We start from the raw sequence: 17,035 nt of genomic DNA, 5'->3' as shown, positions 1-17,035 counted from the left end.
GGTGCGATACGTCACGCGAGTTACTCGACGACGTGTCGTCCCTCGGGCCGCGCGCTGCACGAGGCCCGGAACGCGCAGTGCGCGCAGTGCTGTCCGGCCGTGGGCGTGAACCGTTCGTCCAGGACCTTGCCCGCGGCCGTGGCCAGCAGTTCACCGGCCCACTCCCCCTCCAGGGGCTCCTGGGCCTGCACCTTGGGCAGGGTCTCGCCGCCGTCCCGTTGCGCGGCGCCCTGGCGCAGCTGGACGAGTTCGGCGCCGCCCGGTTCGGGGCGCACTCCGTCGAAGGCCTCGTCGACGGCGCCCTCGCGGACCGCGAGCTGGTAGACGGCGAGTTGGGGATGGCGCTCCACCTCGCGGGCGGTCGGTGTGGCCTTGCCGGTCTTGAAGTCGACTACGTAGGCGCGTCCTTCGCCGTCCGCCTCGACGCGGTCCATGGAGCCGCGAATGCGCACTTCGTAGTCGCCCGCTTCGAGGGTGACCTCGAAGTCGTGCTCGCTGGCGACCGGTGTACGGCCCGTACGGATGCCGTTGGAGTCGACGTGCCACTTCAGGAAGCGTTCGAGCGCCACGCGGGCGTTGTCCTTCTCCTGTACCGACTTCCAGGGCGCGTCGAAGGCGAGCGCGTTCCACACGGTGTCGAGGCGCTCCATGAGGGCGTCGAGGTCGGCCGGGGTGCGTCCGGAGGCGACCTCGTCGGCGAGGACGTGCACCACGTTCCCGAAGCCCTGGGCGGCGGTCGCGGGCGCGTCGGCCTTCACCTCACGACCCAGGAACCATTGCAGGGCACAGGTGTTGGCGAGCTGGTCGAGGGCGCTTCCGGAGAGCACGACGGGCTGGTCGCGGTCGCGCAGCGGCACCTTGCTCTCGGTCGGGTCGTACATGCCCCACCAGCGGTACGGGTGCGCGGACGGGACCAGCGCGCGGCCCTCCTCGTCGGCGAGCGCGGCCAGCCGGGCCAGCCGGCGCGCGGCAGCCTCCCTGAGGGTCTCGGACACGCGCGGGTCGACGGTCGTGGCGCGCAGCTCGGCCACCAGTGCGGCGACCGACAGCGGGCGGCGCGGGCGGCCGGTGACGTCCTTGGGCTCGACGCCGAGTTCGGTGAGGAAGCGGGACGGCTGGTCGCCGTCGTCAGCGGGTGCCTTCACGGCGGTGACGACGAGGCGTTCACGCGCGCGCGTGGCGGCGACGTAGAACAGGCGGCGTTCCTCGGCGAGCAGGGCCCCCGGGGTGAGCGGTTCGGCGAGTCCGTCGCGGCCGATGCGGTCGGCCTCCAGGAGGGAGCCGCGTCGACGCAGGTCCGGCCACAGGCCCTCCTGGACGCCGGCTACGACGACCAGGTTCCACTCCAGGCCCTTGGAGCGGTGCGCGGTCATCAGGCGTACGGCGTCGGGGCGTACGGCACGCCGGGTGAGCGTGTCGGCGGCGATGTCCTCGGCGTCGATCTCCTCCAGGAAGTTGAGGGCGCCCCGGCCCCCGGTGCGCTCCTCCGCGCGGGCCGCGGTCGCGAACAGCGCGCAGACGGCGTCCAGGTCGCGGTCCGCGTTGCGCCCGGCCGCGCCGCCGCGCAGTGCGGCCCGCTCCAGGCGCCCGGGCCACGGTGTGCCCTGCCAGAGGTCCCACAGCGCCTCCTCGGCCGTACCGCCGCCCGCCAGGCGCTCCCGTGCCTTGCGCAGCAGCGCGCCCAGGCGCTGGGCTCCCCGCGCGTACGTCGGGTCGTGCGCGACCAGCCGCTCCGGCTCGGCGAGCGCCCGCGTGAGCAGCTCGTCCGAGGGCGGCGGCACGGGATTGCCACCGGCCCGCTCCTCCTCGCGCAGCGCCCGGCCCAGGCGGCGCAGGTCGGCGGCGTCCATGGCGGCGAGGGGGGAGGCGAGCAGGGTGAGAGCGGTTTCGGTGTCGAGCCAGGAGGGGGCAGCGGGCTCTTCAGGTCCGGCTTCCGGCGTGGCCTGTTCATCGTCGGTTTCCGACACGGCGTCTTCTACGTCGTCGCCCTCCCCTACAGCTCCTGCGGCTTCGGGGTCGTCCTCGGGCCGTACTGATGCTTCCGCCGCCGCCACCGCCCGCAGGGCCGTCAGCAGCGGTGCCACCGCGGGTTCGTGGCGCAGGGGCAGGTCGTCGCCGTCGATGTCCAGGGGGACGCCGGCCGCGGTGAGGGCGCGTCGGATCGTGGGGATGGTCCGGGAGCCGGCGCGTACCAGGACGGCCATGTCGCTCCAGGGGACGCCGTCCTCCAGGTGCGCTCTACGGAGGATGTCGGCGATGTTGTCCAGTTCCGTGCCGGGGGTCGGGTACGTGTACACCTCGACCCGGCCGCCGTCCCGTACCGGGGTCAACTCGCGGTGGGCGCGCACCTTCTGCGCCGGGAGCCTGGTCAGGGGCATGCGCTGGGTGAGCAGGCGGGTGGCGGTCAGCAGGGCGGCGCCGGAGCGGCGGGAGGTCCGGAGCACCTCTACGGGGGCCGGGCTGCCGTCCGCGCGCGGGAAGGCGCTCGGGAAGTCCAGGATGCCGTTCACGTCGGCGCCCCGGAACGTGTAGATCGACTGGTCGGGGTCCCCGAAGGCGACGAGATTGCGGCCGCCGCCGGCGAGGGCGTGCAGCAGGCGTACCTGGGCCGGGTCGGTGTCCTGGTACTCGTCCACGAACACCGCGTCGTACTGCGCGGCGAGTCGCTCGGCGACCTCGGGGCGCTGGGCGAGGAGCACCGCGCGGTGGACCAGTTCCGCGTAGTCGAGCACTCCTTGGAGGTCGAGTACGTCGAGGTACTCGGCGAGGAAGGCGGCGGCGGCACGCCAGTCGGGGCGGCCGATGCGACGGGCGAAGGCGTCCAGGGAGCCGGGGCCCAGGCCCAGTTCGCGGCTGCGGGCGAGGACCGCGCGGACCTCGTCGGCGAAGCCGCGGGTGGTGAGGCAGGCCCGCAGTTCGTCGGGCCAGCGCACATGCGCGAGGCCGAGCCGCTCCAGGTCGGGCTGGCCGGCGAGCAGTTCGCGTACGGCGACGTCCTGTTCGGGGCCGGACAGCAGCCGTAGCGGCTCGACGAACAGTTCGCTGTCCTGGTGGGCGCGGACCAGGGCGTAGCAGAACGAGTGGAAGGTGGTCGCGCGGGGCGCGCGGGCGGCGCCGATGCGCAGCGCCATGCGGTCGCGGAGTTCGACGGCCGCCTTGCGGCTGAACGTCAGCACGAGGATCCGCGCGGGGTCACCTCCCCGGGCGATCCGTGCCGCGACGGACTCCACGAGGGTGGTGGTCTTGCCGGTGCCCGGACCTGCGAGGACGAGCAGCGGACCGGCCCCGTGGTCAACCACGGAGCGCTGTGGCGCGTCCAGACGAGGGGGAGCCGGCCGGGTCGGCGGGGTACGCACCAGTCGGTAAGCGCCACGGTTCCCCTGTCGCACCTGGGGGTGCGACAGACGCCTGGTGGAGGAAGAGGAGCTCACGTGGTTCGCCGGTCCTGGTGGGTGTGCTGGTTGCCTGACCACCGCGCGTGGAGGGCGGTGACCGCGTGGTGAGGGGGACAGGTGCAGCCGACGCTACGCCGACGGGTCGTAGGGAAGCAGGACTTCCGCGCGTTCCCTCACGGCTCGCGCGACCCTCGCGTCCCTCGCCCCTCGAACGTACGGCATGCCACGGACGTGCCGGGTTTCCCCCGTACGGGCCACAGGTCGCCCCGGGGCGCGTCCGATGGCGGAAGCTGTCAGGTGTGACCGTCCGCGCGCTCGCCGCCGTCCCATCGCGCCCGTCTCATGTCGACGCGCGGCAGGTGACCCTCGGCGGATCTGCTCGCCTCCTTAAGAGGGGTGCCCTCCGAGCGGTAGTTGTCGAGCGCCCGCAGCTCGTGGCCGGGGAGCAACGTGCCGTCCGCGCGGACAACCCGCCACCACGGAACGGCTCCCCCGTAGAGGGCCATCACGCGGCCGACCTGCCGGGGGCCGCCCTCCTCCAGCCATTCGGCGACATCGCCGTACGTCATGACGCGCCCGGGCGGAATCCGTTCGGCCACGTCGAGGACGCGCTCGGCGTACTCGGGCAGCGCGTCGCCGTGCTCGGGGCCGGTGTCGTCCGGAAGGCTCTCCTCGCTCATCCGTCCCATCCTGCCGCACCCCACCGACAATGCGACGCGCTGGCGACTCTGCGTATCCCTCGCCCCGGAGCAGCGCGTGGGGCAGACTGTGCGCCCCCGCATTTGCACCCTGATGCCCCCGTGTGTCGGTGGGGCATGCCACCATCGTGCGGGCGGTGACCGGTGATACGAGATCAAGAAGAGACGATGAAGCAGCAGGGTGTGCAACCCGAAGACGCGGAGGGCACCTCTGACGCTGCGTCGCGCCCGGACACCGCCGACGCCCACGAGCAGGACCCCGCGGAGGGGCCCGCCGAGACGTCCACGCCCGGTACCGCGCCCGGTCTCGACGACTGCGGTGACGACCCGCACGTCGAGGAGGTCGAGGGGGACGAACCGCTGCTCCCCGCGCGCGTGCACCGCCCTTCCGATCTCATGCGCCTCCTGGTGGGCTTTCTCGCGATCGTCGTACTGCTCGCGATCGCCGCGTTCGCGCACGGCACGACCTCGGGGCTCGAACAGGACATCAACAAGGGCACCGGGCAGGCGCCCGACCTGCTGATCAAGATCGCGGGTCTGGCGTCCAGCATCGCCATCCTGCTGGTTCCGGTCGCCTTCGCGATCGAGCGGCTGATCAAGCGGGACGGGCTGCGCATCGCCGACGGCGTGCTCGCGGCGGTCCTCGCCCACGGAGTGACACTCGCCACGGACCTGTGGGTCGCCAAGGCCGCCCCGGGCTCCATCCAGGAGGCGCTCACCCAGCCCTCCCCCGGCGACATCCACGCCCTCACCGACCCGGTGCACGGCTATCTGGCGCCCGTCATCGCCTACATGACGGCCGTAGGCATGTCCCGGAGGCCGCGCTGGCGCTCCGTGCTGTGGATCGTGCTGCTGCTCGACGCCTTCTCGATGCTGGTCACCGGGTACACGACGCCGTTCTCGATCATCCTGACGGTGCTGATCGGCTGGACCGTCGCCTACGGGACGCTGTACGCGGTGGGTTCGCCGAACGTCCGTCCTACCGGACGGACGCTGATGGCGGGCCTGCGGACGGTCGGCTTCCACCCCGTGGGCGCGGCCCGCGAGGAGGTCGTCGACACGGAGAACGGCGACCGCGGCCGACGCTACTTCGTGACCCTGGAGGACGGTCCACCGCTGGACGTCACCGTGGTCGACCGGGAACAGCAGGCCCAGGGCTTCTTCTACCGTGCGTGGCGCAATCTGACGCTGCGCGGCTTCGCGACCCGCAGCAGCCTCCAGTCGCTGCGCCAGGCGCTGGAGCAGGAGGCTCTGCTGGCGTACGCGGCGATCGCGGCCGGGGCCAACGCCCCGAAGTTGATCGCGACCTCGGAACTCGGCCCCGACGCCGTGATGCTCGTCTACGAGCACACCGGTGGGCGCACGCTCGACTCGCTCGCGGACGAGGAGATCACCGACGATCTGCTGCGCCTGACCTGGCACCAGGTGCAGGCGCTGCAGTCGCGGCGCATCGCCCACCGCAGACTCGCCGGTGACGCGATTCTGGTGGATCGTTCCGGCAGCGTGATCCTGACCGACCTGCGCGGCGGCGAGATCGCGGCCGGTGAGCTGCTGCTGCGCATGGACGTGGCCCAGTTGGTGACGACGATCGGTCTGCTGGTGGGCGCCGAGCGCGCGGTGGCCTCGGCCGTCGGTGTCCTCGGACCCGACGCCGTGGCCGACTGCCTGCCGATGCTCCAGCCGATCGCGTTGTCGCGCTCCACGCGCGCGACGCTGAGACGCCTGTCCAGGGAGCGGGCCCAGCGGGAGCGCGACGCGATCCTGGAGGCGTCCCGGCAGACCAGGCTGGCCCGCGCGGAGGAGGCCTCTGAGGGCTCCACGCCCGTTCTCGAAAAGCCCGACAAGAAGGCCGTACGGGCGGAGCAGCGGGCCGAGAAGCGGGCCATCGACGAGGCCTTGGACGAGGCGCGCGAGGAGGATCTGCTCACCCAGATCCGTCATCAGGTGCTGCTGATCAGGCCGCAGGCGCACGTCGAACCGGCCCGTCTGGAGCGGGTGCGGCCGCGCACGCTGATCAGTTTCATCGCGGGCGCGATCGGCGCGTACTTCCTGCTGACGCAGCTCACACACATCGAGTTCGGCCCGATCGTCGCCAACGCCCAGTGGGGCTGGGTGGCCGCGGCCGTGCTGTTCTCGGCGCTGAGCTACTTCGCGGCGGCGATGGCCCTCCTGGGGTTCGTGCCGGAGCGGGTGCCGTTCCTGCGGGCCGTGGGGGCGCAGGTCGCCGGGTCGTTCGTGAAGATCGTGGCCCCGGCCGCGGTCGGCGGTGTCGCCCTGAACACGCGCTTCCTGCAGCGTGCCGGGGTGCGGCCCGGGCTCGCGGTGGCGAGTGTCGGCGCGTCGCAGTTGTTCGGTCTCGGCTGCCACATCCTGATGCTGCTGTCGTTCGGCTATCTGACCGGCACCGAGAAGACGCCGTCGCTGTCGCCGTCCCGGACGGTCATCGCCGGTCTGCTGACGGTGGCGGTGCTCGTGCTCGTGGTGACCTCGGTGCCGTTCCTGCGGAAGTTCCTCGTCACGCGCGTGCGGTCGCTTTTCGCGGGCGTCATCCCGCGCATGCTCGACGTGCTGCAGCGGCCGCAGAAGCTGGTCACCGGCATCGGCGGCATGCTGCTGCTGACGGCCTGCTTCGTGATGTGCCTGGACGCGTCGATCCGGGCGTTCGGCGACCAGTCGACGTCGCTCAGCCTGGCCAGCGTCGCCGTCGTCTTCCTCGCGGGCAACGCGCTCGGTTCCGCGGCCCCGACCCCGGGCGGTGTGGGCGCGGTCGAGGCGAGCCTGACCCTGGGTCTGATCGCCGTGGGCCTCCCCAAGGAGGTCGCCGCTCCGGCGGTGCTGCTGTACCGGCTGCTGACGCTGTGGATCCCGGTGCTGCCGGGCTGGCTGTTCTTCAACCACCTGTCCCGCAAGGGCTCCCTGTAGAGCACGCGCAGGAACACACGTGGTGCACGCACGCGTGCCGCACCACCTGGGCATGCAGGGCACGCACGCGTGCGTACCTCGTACGGCCCGCGCCCCGAGCGCACCGCCGTGTACGACCCCAGGATGGGATCATGCCGAACCCCTCCCGGCTGCGTGCCGCTGCCCTGACCGCCACCGTCGTCCTGCTGTCCGCCACGCTGGCGGGCTGCGGCGGCGACTCCAAGGACGAGGATCCGACGGCCCAGAAGCTGAGCTGGAAGGACTGCCCGGCCCCGTCCGAGTCGGAGGGCGGCGGCGCAGCGCCGTCACCGCTGCCGAACGGCACGAAGTGGCAGTGCGCCACCATGAAGGCGCCGCTCGACTGGAGCAAGCCCAAGGGCGACACGATCGGACTCGCCCTGGTGCGGGCGAAGGCCAGCGGCGCCGCGGGCAAGAGGATCGGCTCGCTCGTCTTCAACTTCGGCGGCCCCGGCGGCTCGGGCGTCACCACGCTGCCCGCGTTCGGCGAGGACTACGCGACCCTGCGCACGCGCTACGACCTGGTGAGCTTCGACCCTCGCGGAGTGGGCCGCAGCGCCGGCGTGGAGTGCGAGAGCGACTCCCAGCTCGACCAGTACTTCCAGCAGGACGCGACCCCGGACACCTCGGCCGAGCGCACCAAGCTCCTGGCCAACACGAAGCAGTTCAACGCGGCCTGCGAGAAGAACTCCAAGAAGATGCTCCCCCAGGTGCGCACCACCGACGCGGCCCGCGACATGGACCTGATGCGCCAGGTCCTCGGCGACGACAAGCTGCACTACTTCGGCATCTCCTACGGCACCGAACTCGGCGGTGTCTACGCCCACTTGTTCCCCAAGCACGTGGGGCGCGCCGTCTTCGACGCGGTCGTCGACCCCACCCAGAACTCCGAACAGGGCTCCCTGGGACAGGCCAAGGGCTTCCAGCTCGCGCTCGACAACTTCGCCGACGACTGCACGTCGAAGACCACGGACTGCCCGGTCGGCGACACCGCGCAGGACGTCAAGGACCGCATCGCCAAGCTGCTCAAGAGCCTCGACAGCAAGCCGATCCCGGGCATCTTCCCCCGCCAGTTGACCCAGACCGCCGCGACGAACGGCATCGCGCAGGCGCTGTACTCGAAGGACTTCTGGGAGTACCTCACCGAGGGCCTCGAACAGGCCTACAGCGGTGACGGCAAGGTCCTCATGGCGTTGTCCGACTCGATGAACGGGCGCAGCGAGAACGGCGAGTACAGCAACATCACCGCGGCGAACATCGCCATCAACTGCGCCGACGACAAGCCGAGATACACCGCCGACTACGTGGAGGGGAAGCTGCCCGAGTTCCGGGCCGCCTCTCCCCTCTTCGGCGACTTCCTCGCCTGGGGCATGGTCAGCTGCACCGACTGGGCCGTGCCGGGCGCCGCCGACCATCCCGACGTGAGCGCGGCCGGGTCGGCGCCGATCCTCGTCGTGGGCAACACCGGTGACCCGGCCACGCCGTACGAGGGCGCGAAGAAGATGGTGGACGCGCTCGGCAAGGGCGTCGCGGTCGAGCTGACGTACAAGGGCCAGGGGCACGGCGCGTACGACAGCAAGAACAAGTGCGTGCAGAGCGCGGTGAACGGCTATCTACTGAACGGGAAAGTCCCGGCGGCCGGCACCGTCTGCTCCTGAACCCACCCCCGAAATCCGGGCAAAAGCGCAGGTCAAAAGGTTATCCACAGGCCGTCACGGGCTCGGCTCGTGCCGCCTACTATGGCCTGACCGCCATCCGCGGCGTGACGCGGACGGCCTGCGAGGGGGGAAATGCTCATGGCGCGATTCGTACGGTGGACGGCCCTGATGGCCGCCGCCGCACTGCTGACGGCCGGCTGTAGCAGCGGCTCGTCGGACGACGGCAAGGACAGCGCGGGCGCGGGGGACGCCAAGCCGTCCACAGCCGACTCGTCCTCTTCCGCTACGGCCGCGCTGCCCGCGTCGCTGACCGCGCAGAAGCTCGGCTGGGGACGCTGCAAGGCCACCGCCGACTCGGCCGCGCCGAGCAGTGACTGGCAGTGCGCGACGCTCAAGGTGCCGCTGGACTGGGCGAAGCCGGGCGGCTCCACGATCGGGCTCGCGCTGATCCGCTCCAAGTCGACGGGCGGCGACCGCATCGGCTCGCTGCTGTTCAACTTCGGCGGCCCGGGCGGCTCGGGTGTGGACTACATGCCGGCGTACGCCACCACGGTGTCCGCGCTGCACGAGCGCTACGACCTGGTGAGCTGGGACCCGCGCGGGGTCGCCGCCAGCGAGGGTGTCCGCTGCCGCGGGGACAAGGCGATCCAGGCCTCCGAGGACATCGACGCCACGCCGGACACACCGGCCGAGGAGAAGGCGTACTTCCAGGACGCCACCGACTTCGGCAAGGGCTGCGAGAAGGCCGCCGGGAAGCTGATGGCGCATGTGTCGACGACCGACACGGCCCGCGACATGGACCTGATGCGCCAGGTGCTGGGTGACACGAAGATGCACTACTTCGGCATCTCCTACGGCACCGAACTCGGCGGTGTCTACGCCCACTTGTTCCCGAAGAAGGTGGGGCGGCTGATCCTGGACGCGGTCGTCGACCCGAGCGCCGACACGGTGGGCCACGCGCTGAACCAGACCCGGGGCTTCCAGCGCGCGCTGGACGACTACCTCAAGTCGACGGACCAGGACCCGGCTCAGGGTTCGAAGAAGATCGCGGCCCTGCTGAAGCGGATCGACGCCAAGCCGCTGGCCACCTCGACCGGGCGGACGCTGACCGAGACGCTCGCGCTGACCGGCATCGTCCTCCCGCTGTACAGCAAGCAGAGCTGGCCCACACTCACCAGCGCCCTGAACTCGGCGGAGGAGGGCGACGGTTCGGAGCTGCTGGCGCTCGCCGACGGTTACAACGACCGTGACAGCGCGGGGCACTACGGCACGACGACCCATTCCCAACGGGTCATATCGTGCTTGGACGACAAGCAGCGGCCGACGGCGGAGCAGACGGAGAAGCTGCTGCCCGAGTTCGAGAAGATCTCCCCCGTGTTCGGCGACTTCCTGGGCTGGGACACGGCCGGGTGGTGTCACGACTGGCCGGTGGCCGGGCAGTACGACACCCCGGAGGTCAGCGCGCCCGGTGCGGCGCCGATCCTGGTGGTCGGCAACACCGGGGACCCGGCGACGCCGTACGAGGGTGCCCGCAAGATGGTCGACGAGCTGGGCAAGGGCGCCGGTGTGGAGCTCACCTGGAAGGGCGAGGGACACGGGGCGTACGGGAGTGGGAGCGACTGTGTCGACTCGACGGTGGACGCGTATCTGCTGAAGGGGACGGTGCCCAAGGACGGGAAGGTCTGCGCCTCGTAGCCGGAGCGGTCGGGGCGGTCGAAGCGACAGAAGCGACGGGGGCAGCGGAAAGGGGCCCGGCACGTGTGGTGCCGAGCCCCTTCCGGGAAAGCGTGGGTCTAGTAGACGGGCTTGTCGGGCTCGATCTGGTTGACCCAGCCGATCACGCCGCCGCCGACGTGGACCGCGTCCGCGAAGCCGGCCGACTTGAGGACCGCGAGGACCTCCGCACTGCGGACACCCGTCTTGCAGTGCAGGACGATCTTCTTGTCCTGCGGGAGCGTCTCCAGGGCGGTGCCCATGAGGAACTCGTTCTTGGGGATCAGCTTGGCGCCGGGGATCGAGACGATCTCGTACTCGTTGATTTCGCGGACGTCGATGATCTCGATGTTCTCGCCGTCGTCGATCCACGCCTTGAGCTGCTTGGGAGTGATCGTCGAGCCGGCGGCCGCCTGCTGGGCCTCCTCGGAGACGACGCCGCAGAAGGCCTCGTAGTCGATGAGTTCGGTGACGGTCGCGTTCGGGCCGCAGACCGCGCAGTTGGGGTCCTTGCGGACCTTGACCTGGCGGTACTGCATCTCCAGGGCGTCGTAGATCATCAGGCGGCCGACGAGCGGGTCGCCGATGCCGGTGAGGACCTTGATCGCCTCGGTGACCTGGATGGAGCCGATGGACGCGCACAGCACGCCCAGGACGCCGCCCTCGGCGCAGGAGGGGACCATGCCGGGGGGCGGGGGCTCCGGGTAGAGGCAGCGGTAGCAGGGGCCGTGCTCGGACCAGAAGACGGAGGCCTGGCCGTCGAAGCGGTAGATCGAACCCCATACGTACGGCTTGTTCAGCAGCACGGCGGCGTCGTTGACCAGGTAGCGGGTCGCGAAGTTGTCCGTGCCGTCGACGATCAGGTCGTACTGGCTGAAGATGTCCATCACGTTCTCGGCCTCAAGCCGCTCTTCGTGGAGGATCACGTTCACGTACGGGTTGATGCCCAGCACGGAGTCGCGCGCCGACTCGGCCTTGGAACGGCCGATGTCGGCCTGGCTGTGGATGATCTGGCGCTGCAGGTTCGACTCGTCGACCTCGTCGAACTCCACGATGCCGAGCGTGCCCACGCCCGCCGCGGCCAGGTACATCAGCGCCGGCGAGCCCAGACCGCCGGCGCCCACACAGAGCACCTTGGCGTTCTTCAGCCGCTTCTGCCCGTCCATGCCCACGTCGGGGATGATCAGGTGGCGGGAGTACCTGCGGACCTCGTCTACGGTGAGCTCGGCAGCCGGCTCGACCAGGGGTGGCAGCGACACGGGGACTCCGTTGGTCGGTCAATCACTACAGTTGTTCTCCCCGTAACACTGCCATGCCCTTCTTCATTCCGAGACACCCGTTCCGATCCGCGAGACGATCTCGTCCCAGTAGCCGGGCATGGTCTCCCAGGGGTCGGTGCGCCCGCCGTGATCGGTGCGGTCGGTGAAGTAGATGGTCGAGGCGCCCTGCCAGCGGGCGATGCGCAGCGCCTCGTCGAGATGGCCGCGCGGGACACCGTGCACGAAGTGGCAGAAGCGCTCGGGCGGGTAGTCGGCGGTCCACTCGGCCACCTGCGACCAGCGGTAGTCGCTCCACGGCCCGGAGAAGGTCACCAACTGGTCGGCGCACTCGGCGTAGCCGGGGTACGGATGGGTGCCGTGCCCCAGGACGATGTGTGCGCCGTCACGGATCTCGCGGAGCGCGCCGACCGTGCGGCGGGCCTCGGGGAGCGCCGCCCGTTCGGTGGGGCAGCGGTCCAGGAGGAAGCCGTCGACCTGGTACCAGTCGCGGTAGCGGTGCGCCTCGGAGATCAGGTCGCCGAAGGTGCGGGCGCCGTGGGCGGCGTCCAGGTGGCCGAGGACGCGGACGCCGGTGTTGCGGAGCCGCCCGGCCGCCTCCAGACAGTGCGGGTCGGGGCGGGCCCCCGGGCCGGAGGCGACGTTGAGGACGACCCAGTCCAAGGGGGTGCCGGGGCGGGTGAGTTCGCCCCATTCGGTCGGGGCGACCAAGGGGTGCGCGTAGCCGGGGATGCCGAAGCCGGTGCGGACGCCGGTGCTCGCGGTGCCCGGGGTCGTGCTGGTCAGATGCGGCATGCAGCCTCCATCCAGATGTCGGCGAGGGACTCTTCGAGGTTGATCCGGGGCCGCCAGCCGAGCCGGTCGCGCGCGGTGCGCACATCGGCCTGCTGCCAGCTGCCGCAGCCGTCCGGGTACGGGTACGCGACCGGGGCCGCGTGGTCGGGGTCGGTGCGCGGGTGCCCGATGGCCGCCCTCAACGGGCCGGGCGGGCCGTCGAGTTCGTGCAGCGCGCCGCCGTATCCGGCCACGCGGGCGAGGACCGCGGCGGCGTCGCGCAGCCGGACCGCGCGGCCCGAGCCGATGTTGATGACGCCCTGCGCGGCGGAGAGCGAAGCGGCGTGGACCGCGCGGGCCACGTCCCGTACGTCGACGAAGTCGCGTTGCGCGCCCAGGCCGCCGAGCTTGAGTTCGCCGTCGCCGGACTGCATGGCCCGGCGCATGGCCTCGGCGAGCCGGCCGAGCGGGGACCCGGCGGGCGTGCCAGGTCCGGCGGGCGAGAAGACACGCAGCACCACGGCGTCGAGGCCTGAGCCCAGGACCAGTTCGGTGGCCGCGAGTTTGCTGACGCCGTACGGGCCGCCGGGGCGGGGTACGGCGTCCTCGGCCGTGGAGGAACCGGGCTGGCTGGGGCCGTACTCCGCGCCGCACCCGATCTGCACGAGCCGGGCTCCGCAGCCGCTGCGGCGCAGGGCCTCGCAGACGGTGGCGACGGCGACGGTGTTGTGCCGGGTGAGTTCGCGGGCGCCGCCCCGGGTGGCCCCGGCGCAGTTGATGACGACTCCGGGGTGGACGGCGTCGAGGAAGCGGGTGAGCGCGCCGGGGCTGCCGGTCGCGAGGTCGAAGCGGACGTCGGCGTCGTCGCCGCGGCCGAGCGCGGTGAGCTGGACGGCCGGGTCGGCGAGCAGGCGGTCGGCGACGAAGCGGCCGAGGTAGCCGTTGGCTCCGATCAGCAGGACCCTCATCGGACGGCTCCCGGGGCCGACTCTCCGGATCGGGAGGTGATCATCTGGTGTTCTCCTTCACAGGGTGATGCGGTTGCCTCCGGCGGTGGGGCCGGGCGCCTGCGGCTGGGTGACGCCTCTGGTTGGTGCGGGTCATCGGCGGCGTCACCGCGGCTCGTCCGCCGGCGCGTGCGCGGAGGCTCTGGTCAGCGTGCGGGTGGTGTGGAACAGGAGGGCCAGGGCGGCTGCTCCGCAGGCCAGAGCGGGGATGCCGCCCGGGCCCCAGGACTCCAGGACGGTTTCGACGGGGGTGGCCAGGAAGCCGCAGCCGGGGAGCCGGCCGATGAGGTCCAGGGCCAGGGCCGTCGCCTCCGTCGCGGCAGCCGCGCCGAGCGCGAGGGTCGGGGCGCGGGTGAAGCCGTGGACGGTGAGGAGGCGGGCGAGCAGCAACAGGGCGCCCAGGGTGATGGCCTGGACGTACGCGGCGGGCTCGCCCAGGGCCGCGCCGCAGACGGCGAGGAGGGCGGTCAGAGCGCACAGGAACAGGGCGAACATGCCGAGCAGCAGCGGTCGTACGGAGTCGGCGAAGTCCTCAAGCCCGCGACTGGTCGCGAGCTTGCGACGGGCGCGTACGGCGAAGCGGTGGGCGCACCAGGCCGCGGGGACGCAGGCCAGCGTGAGGGCCAGGACCGGTGCGGTGGCCGTGGGCCACGGTCCGCCCGCGAGGCCGGTCGGCAGGCCGTCGGGGCCGCCGTCGTCCGCGGCGCGGAGCAGCCCGTCGCCGAGAAGGGCGTAGGCGAGCAGCCAGTACGTCCACAGGCGGGTGCCCGGGGGCGTGCGCCACGCGTGCGTGCCGGGCGGATTGCTCAGCGGGCCGCGGCCGAGGGCCGCGCGCACACCGAGCGCCACGGCGAGAACACCGCCGACGACCACCGCCAGCCGCAGCCGACCGTCCGTGAGCCGCACACCGGTCACGGCCGCGGCGCAGAGGACTCCGGGCAGGAGGGCGAGTACGGCCCAGGCGGCTCGGGGTGGTTGCGCGGCCACGGCGTCGGAGGGCGGGGCCGCCGCGTCGTCGCGGGGCACGCGTGCGTACATCTCCTCGGCGAGCGAGAACACGTCCCGGTGCCGGAAGCGGGCGGCGGTCCGATCGGTGACGCCGTGGGCCTCCAGCCCCGCCGCGATCTCCAGCGGGTCGACGGCCCGTTCGCACAGCTCGCGGTGGCGGTGCATCAACGCCTTGACCGGGTCGGCGGCGCCGCGGCGGGTGGGGGCGGGCTTGCGGTCGGTGGCGCGAGGGGTTGGCGCGGGCGCCGTACGGGGGTGTGGCTGCTCGGCGTCGTCTGCGGGGCGGGCGGCGCGTGGAGCCGGGGCGGCGGTGATCCGGGCGGTGTCGTAAGCGTCTGGGCCGGCGGCCGGCACGGCTTCGTCACCGGCTACGGCGACACCGGCATCACCGGCGTCCTGGCCGGCGACCGGTACCGCTTCCTCGCGGTCTACGGCGACACGCACGTCACCGGCATCCTGACCGACAGCCAACTGCTCGCCCGGCGCTTCACCCGCCGCCCCCGACTCCCCGCTCTGCCCGTTCTCCCCGAGCCACTCCTCCGATCGCGCGTCCCACGCCCCCGCGCTGCCGGGTGTCCCGGGGCGGTCGAGTTCGCCGAGGCCGCTCATCGGGCCGCCTCCGTCGTCGGCAGCGGAGTTGTGGCGCGTACCGGTGTTCCCGTCGCCGTCGCCCAGGTGGGGCCGCCGCGGGCCACGACGCGGGCCATCGGGCCGGTCCAGCGGCCGGGGACGTGGGACTCGGCGGGGGCTGCGAAGGGAAGGGGATCACCTGACTCGTCGAGGACGACCCGGCGTACCGGGGAGTGCGAGACGATCTCCAGGTAAATGCCGTGAAATGCCGCGATGTTCTGCTCGACGGTGAACAGTTCGAGTGCTCGGGCGCGTGCGGCGGCGCCCAGGCGCTCGCGGCGCTCGGGGGCGCGCAACAGGCTCACACACGCTTCCGCGAGCGCCCGCGGATTGCGCGGGGGCACGACGAGCCCCGTGCCGCCGATGACCTCGACCACCGCGCCGACGTCCGTGGACACGGTCGCCCGGCCGCAGAACATGGCCTCGACCAGGCTGAGCGGGAAGCCCTCGACGACGCTGGAGAGGACGATCACCGTGCCGGCCGCGTACGCCTCGGCGAGCGTGGGGGCGTCCGGGCCGCCGATCTCCTCGAAGGACACCGGGTTGTCGCCGACCGCGTGCACACCCTCGGCCTCGTCGGGGAAGAGCTGGGCGGCCAGCGCCCGGCAGTGGCCCAGGTAGGCCTCGCCCTCGGCGCCGGACGGCGCGCCGACGATCCTCAGGCGCGCCTTGGGCTCATCCTTGCGGATCTCCGCGAAGGCGTGGAGCAGCGAGATCAGGTCCTTCGCGGGTTCGACCCGGCCGACCCACACGAGCGTGTCCGGGTCCGCGCCGTCGGGCGCCTCGCCCACCTCCGCGAAGCGGGTCGCCTCCATGCCCGGGTGAACCGTGCGGAGTTTCGTACGGTCGGCGCCGCAGCGTTCCTGCCAGCGGCGGGTGTGGCTGTTGCCGGGGGTGATCAGCGTGGCCCGCCGGTAGATCTCGGCGGCCAGCCTGCCGTGGAAGGCGGCGAGCAGGGCCCGTACGGCGGGCGGCGCGTCGGCGGAGGCCAGGTAGTGCGTCCGGAGCTGTACGCCGTACTCGGTCACCAGGAGCGGTACGCCGGCGAAGTGGCGGGCGAGCAGTCCGGGCAGGGCCGCGGTGCCGCCGGCGGTCGCGTGGCAGAGGTCCACGGAGCCGAGGGCGTCGTCCTCGTACCAGTCGAGCGAGAGGGGGCGCAGGGAACGTTCCAACTGCGCGGCGACGGTGAGGAGTTCGGGTACGCGTGCCTCGCGTGCCGTACGGAGTGCGCCGGGCGCACGACAGGCGCGTTCCAGCGCACGTACGGCGCTTTCTGAACGCAGCGCGCCTACGAGTCCGCCCTCGTCGCGGGCGAGTTCCGCGAGCCCGTACAACGCGTTGGCGAAACGGTCCGCCACATCGGCGGAGGGCTCCCCCGATTCGCCGAGCACCCCTTCCGCAGCCTCCGGGGCCTGGCCGTCCCCCTCGCACAGCACGGCCGCCAGTTCCTCGTAGCACTCACCGAACCGCCGGCGCGCACGGCGCCCGAGGGTCACCCCGTCGTCCTCGGCGGTCCACAGCGGCGCGGTCCGCACCCGGGCGACCTGGGGCGGCAGTTCGAGCCAGCCCTCGTCCTCCTGGCGCTCGCTGCGACTGAGCGCGTAGATGTCGAACTCATGCTGCCCGAGCCCGCGTACGAGCCGGTCGCACCAGAGTCTGGCGTCACCGCTCACATACGGATAGCCACCCTCCGTAAGCAGTCCTATGCGCACGGGCACACCCCCGATCTCCCATATGGGGAGCCGCCGTTGACCCGGCGGCTCGCAGCGGGACGAACGTATGCGGACAAGGCGGTGGCGCGACGGACGGTTGTCCATCGCGCCACCAAAAGGGGTGAACGGGCGTAACTTTCCGGTGCGGATCGCGTTCCGTCGCGCTAAGAGATCAATCGCGTACGGAACGTCAGACCGCTGTCGTGCCGTCGCTACGGCGCCG

10 protein-coding genes are annotated in these 17,035 nt (G+C 72.1%); 3 read left to right on the top strand and 7 right to left on the bottom strand.

The features are described from left to right. Positions 1–20: 20 nt before the first annotated feature. Complete coding sequence (locus OG407_RS33635) at positions 21–3,431, bottom strand: ATP-dependent helicase (RefSeq protein WP_405863262.1); 3,411 nt, start codon at positions 3,429–3,431, stop codon at positions 21–23. A gap of 257 nt (positions 3,432–3,688) precedes the next feature. After that, the gene (locus OG407_RS33630; RefSeq protein ID WP_405863261.1) at positions 3,689–4,075 is read right to left on the bottom strand and encodes an MGMT family protein; all 387 of its coding nucleotides are present in this window, start codon (positions 4,073–4,075) and stop codon (positions 3,689–3,691) included. Positions 4,076–4,261: 186 nt separating this feature from the next. Here OG407_RS33630 and OG407_RS33625 point away from each other — a divergent pair, with 186 nt between their 5' ends. The 3 genes from OG407_RS33625 (at position 4,262) to OG407_RS33615 (ending at position 10,386) form a co-directional block, all read left to right on the top strand. Then, positions 4,262–7,015 carry a lysylphosphatidylglycerol synthase domain-containing protein gene (locus tag OG407_RS33625; protein ID WP_405863260.1) on the top strand — a complete coding sequence of 918 codons (2,754 nt, stop codon included), beginning with the start codon at positions 4,262–4,264 and terminating at the stop codon, positions 7,013–7,015. Positions 7,016–7,146: 131 nt separating this feature from the next. Further along, positions 7,147–8,691, top strand: a complete 1,545-nt coding sequence (locus tag OG407_RS33620; RefSeq protein WP_405863259.1) for an alpha/beta hydrolase — start codon at positions 7,147–7,149, stop codon at positions 8,689–8,691. Positions 8,692–8,829: 138 nt separating this feature from the next. After that, positions 8,830–10,386 carry an alpha/beta hydrolase gene (locus OG407_RS33615; RefSeq protein ID WP_405863258.1) on the top strand — a complete coding sequence of 519 codons (1,557 nt, stop codon included), beginning with the start codon at positions 8,830–8,832 and terminating at the stop codon, positions 10,384–10,386. Positions 10,387–10,484: 98 nt separating this feature from the next. Here OG407_RS33615 and moeZ read toward each other — a convergent pair whose 3' ends face one another. The 5 genes from moeZ to OG407_RS33590 form a co-directional block, all read right to left on the bottom strand. After that, positions 10,485–11,663 (bottom strand): adenylyltransferase/sulfurtransferase MoeZ, encoded by a 1,179-nt coding sequence (gene moeZ / locus OG407_RS33610; protein WP_405863257.1) that lies wholly within the window; start codon positions 11,661–11,663, stop codon positions 10,485–10,487. Between the two features lie 63 nt (positions 11,664–11,726). Then, on the bottom strand, positions 11,727–12,476 hold the full coding sequence (locus OG407_RS33605; protein WP_405863256.1) for a spherulation-specific family 4 protein: 750 nt from the start codon (positions 12,474–12,476) through the stop codon (positions 11,727–11,729). Beyond that, positions 12,464–13,423: an NAD(P)-dependent oxidoreductase gene (locus tag OG407_RS33600; protein WP_033282020.1), complete on the bottom strand. Its 960-nt coding sequence runs from the start codon at positions 13,421–13,423 to the stop codon at positions 12,464–12,466. Before OG407_RS33600 ends, OG407_RS33605 begins: the two co-directional genes overlap by 13 nt. Before the next feature lie 144 nt (positions 13,424–13,567). Beyond that, complete coding sequence (locus OG407_RS33595; RefSeq protein WP_405863255.1) at positions 13,568–15,079, bottom strand: hypothetical protein; 1,512 nt, start codon at positions 15,077–15,079, stop codon at positions 13,568–13,570. Continuing rightward, positions 15,076–16,812 (bottom strand): DUF3492 domain-containing protein, encoded by a 1,737-nt coding sequence (locus tag OG407_RS33590; RefSeq protein WP_405863254.1) that lies wholly within the window; start codon positions 16,810–16,812, stop codon positions 15,076–15,078. Before OG407_RS33590 ends, OG407_RS33595 begins: the two co-directional genes overlap by 4 nt. Positions 16,813–17,035: the final 223 nt, after the last annotated feature.

The organism is Streptomyces sp. NBC_01515, from assembly GCF_045040345.1.
Lineage (GTDB): Bacteria > Actinomycetota > Actinomycetes > Streptomycetales > Streptomycetaceae > Streptomyces.
Note: the sequence above shows the minus strand (reverse complement) of the source record. Positions and strands in the feature narration are given on the sequence as shown.

Coding starts and splice junctions, on each gene's coding strand:
- OG407_RS33620 (WP_405863259.1), top strand. CDS start 7,147: ATGCCGAACCCCTCCCGGCTGCGTGCCGCTGCCCTGACCGCCACCGTC.
- OG407_RS33625 (WP_405863260.1), top strand. CDS start 4,262: ATGAAGCAGCAGGGTGTGCAACCCGAAGACGCGGAGGGCACCTCTGAC.
- OG407_RS33630 (WP_405863261.1), bottom strand. CDS start 4,075: ATGAGCGAGGAGAGCCTTCCGGACGACACCGGCCCCGAGCACGGCGAC.
- OG407_RS33595 (WP_405863255.1), bottom strand. CDS start 15,079: ATGAGCGGCCTCGGCGAACTCGACCGCCCCGGGACACCCGGCAGCGCG.
- OG407_RS33615 (WP_405863258.1), top strand. CDS start 8,830: ATGGCGCGATTCGTACGGTGGACGGCCCTGATGGCCGCCGCCGCACTG.
- OG407_RS33605 (WP_405863256.1), bottom strand. CDS start 12,476: ATGCCGCATCTGACCAGCACGACCCCGGGCACCGCGAGCACCGGCGTC.
- OG407_RS33600 (WP_033282020.1), bottom strand. CDS start 13,423: ATGAGGGTCCTGCTGATCGGAGCCAACGGCTACCTCGGCCGCTTCGTC.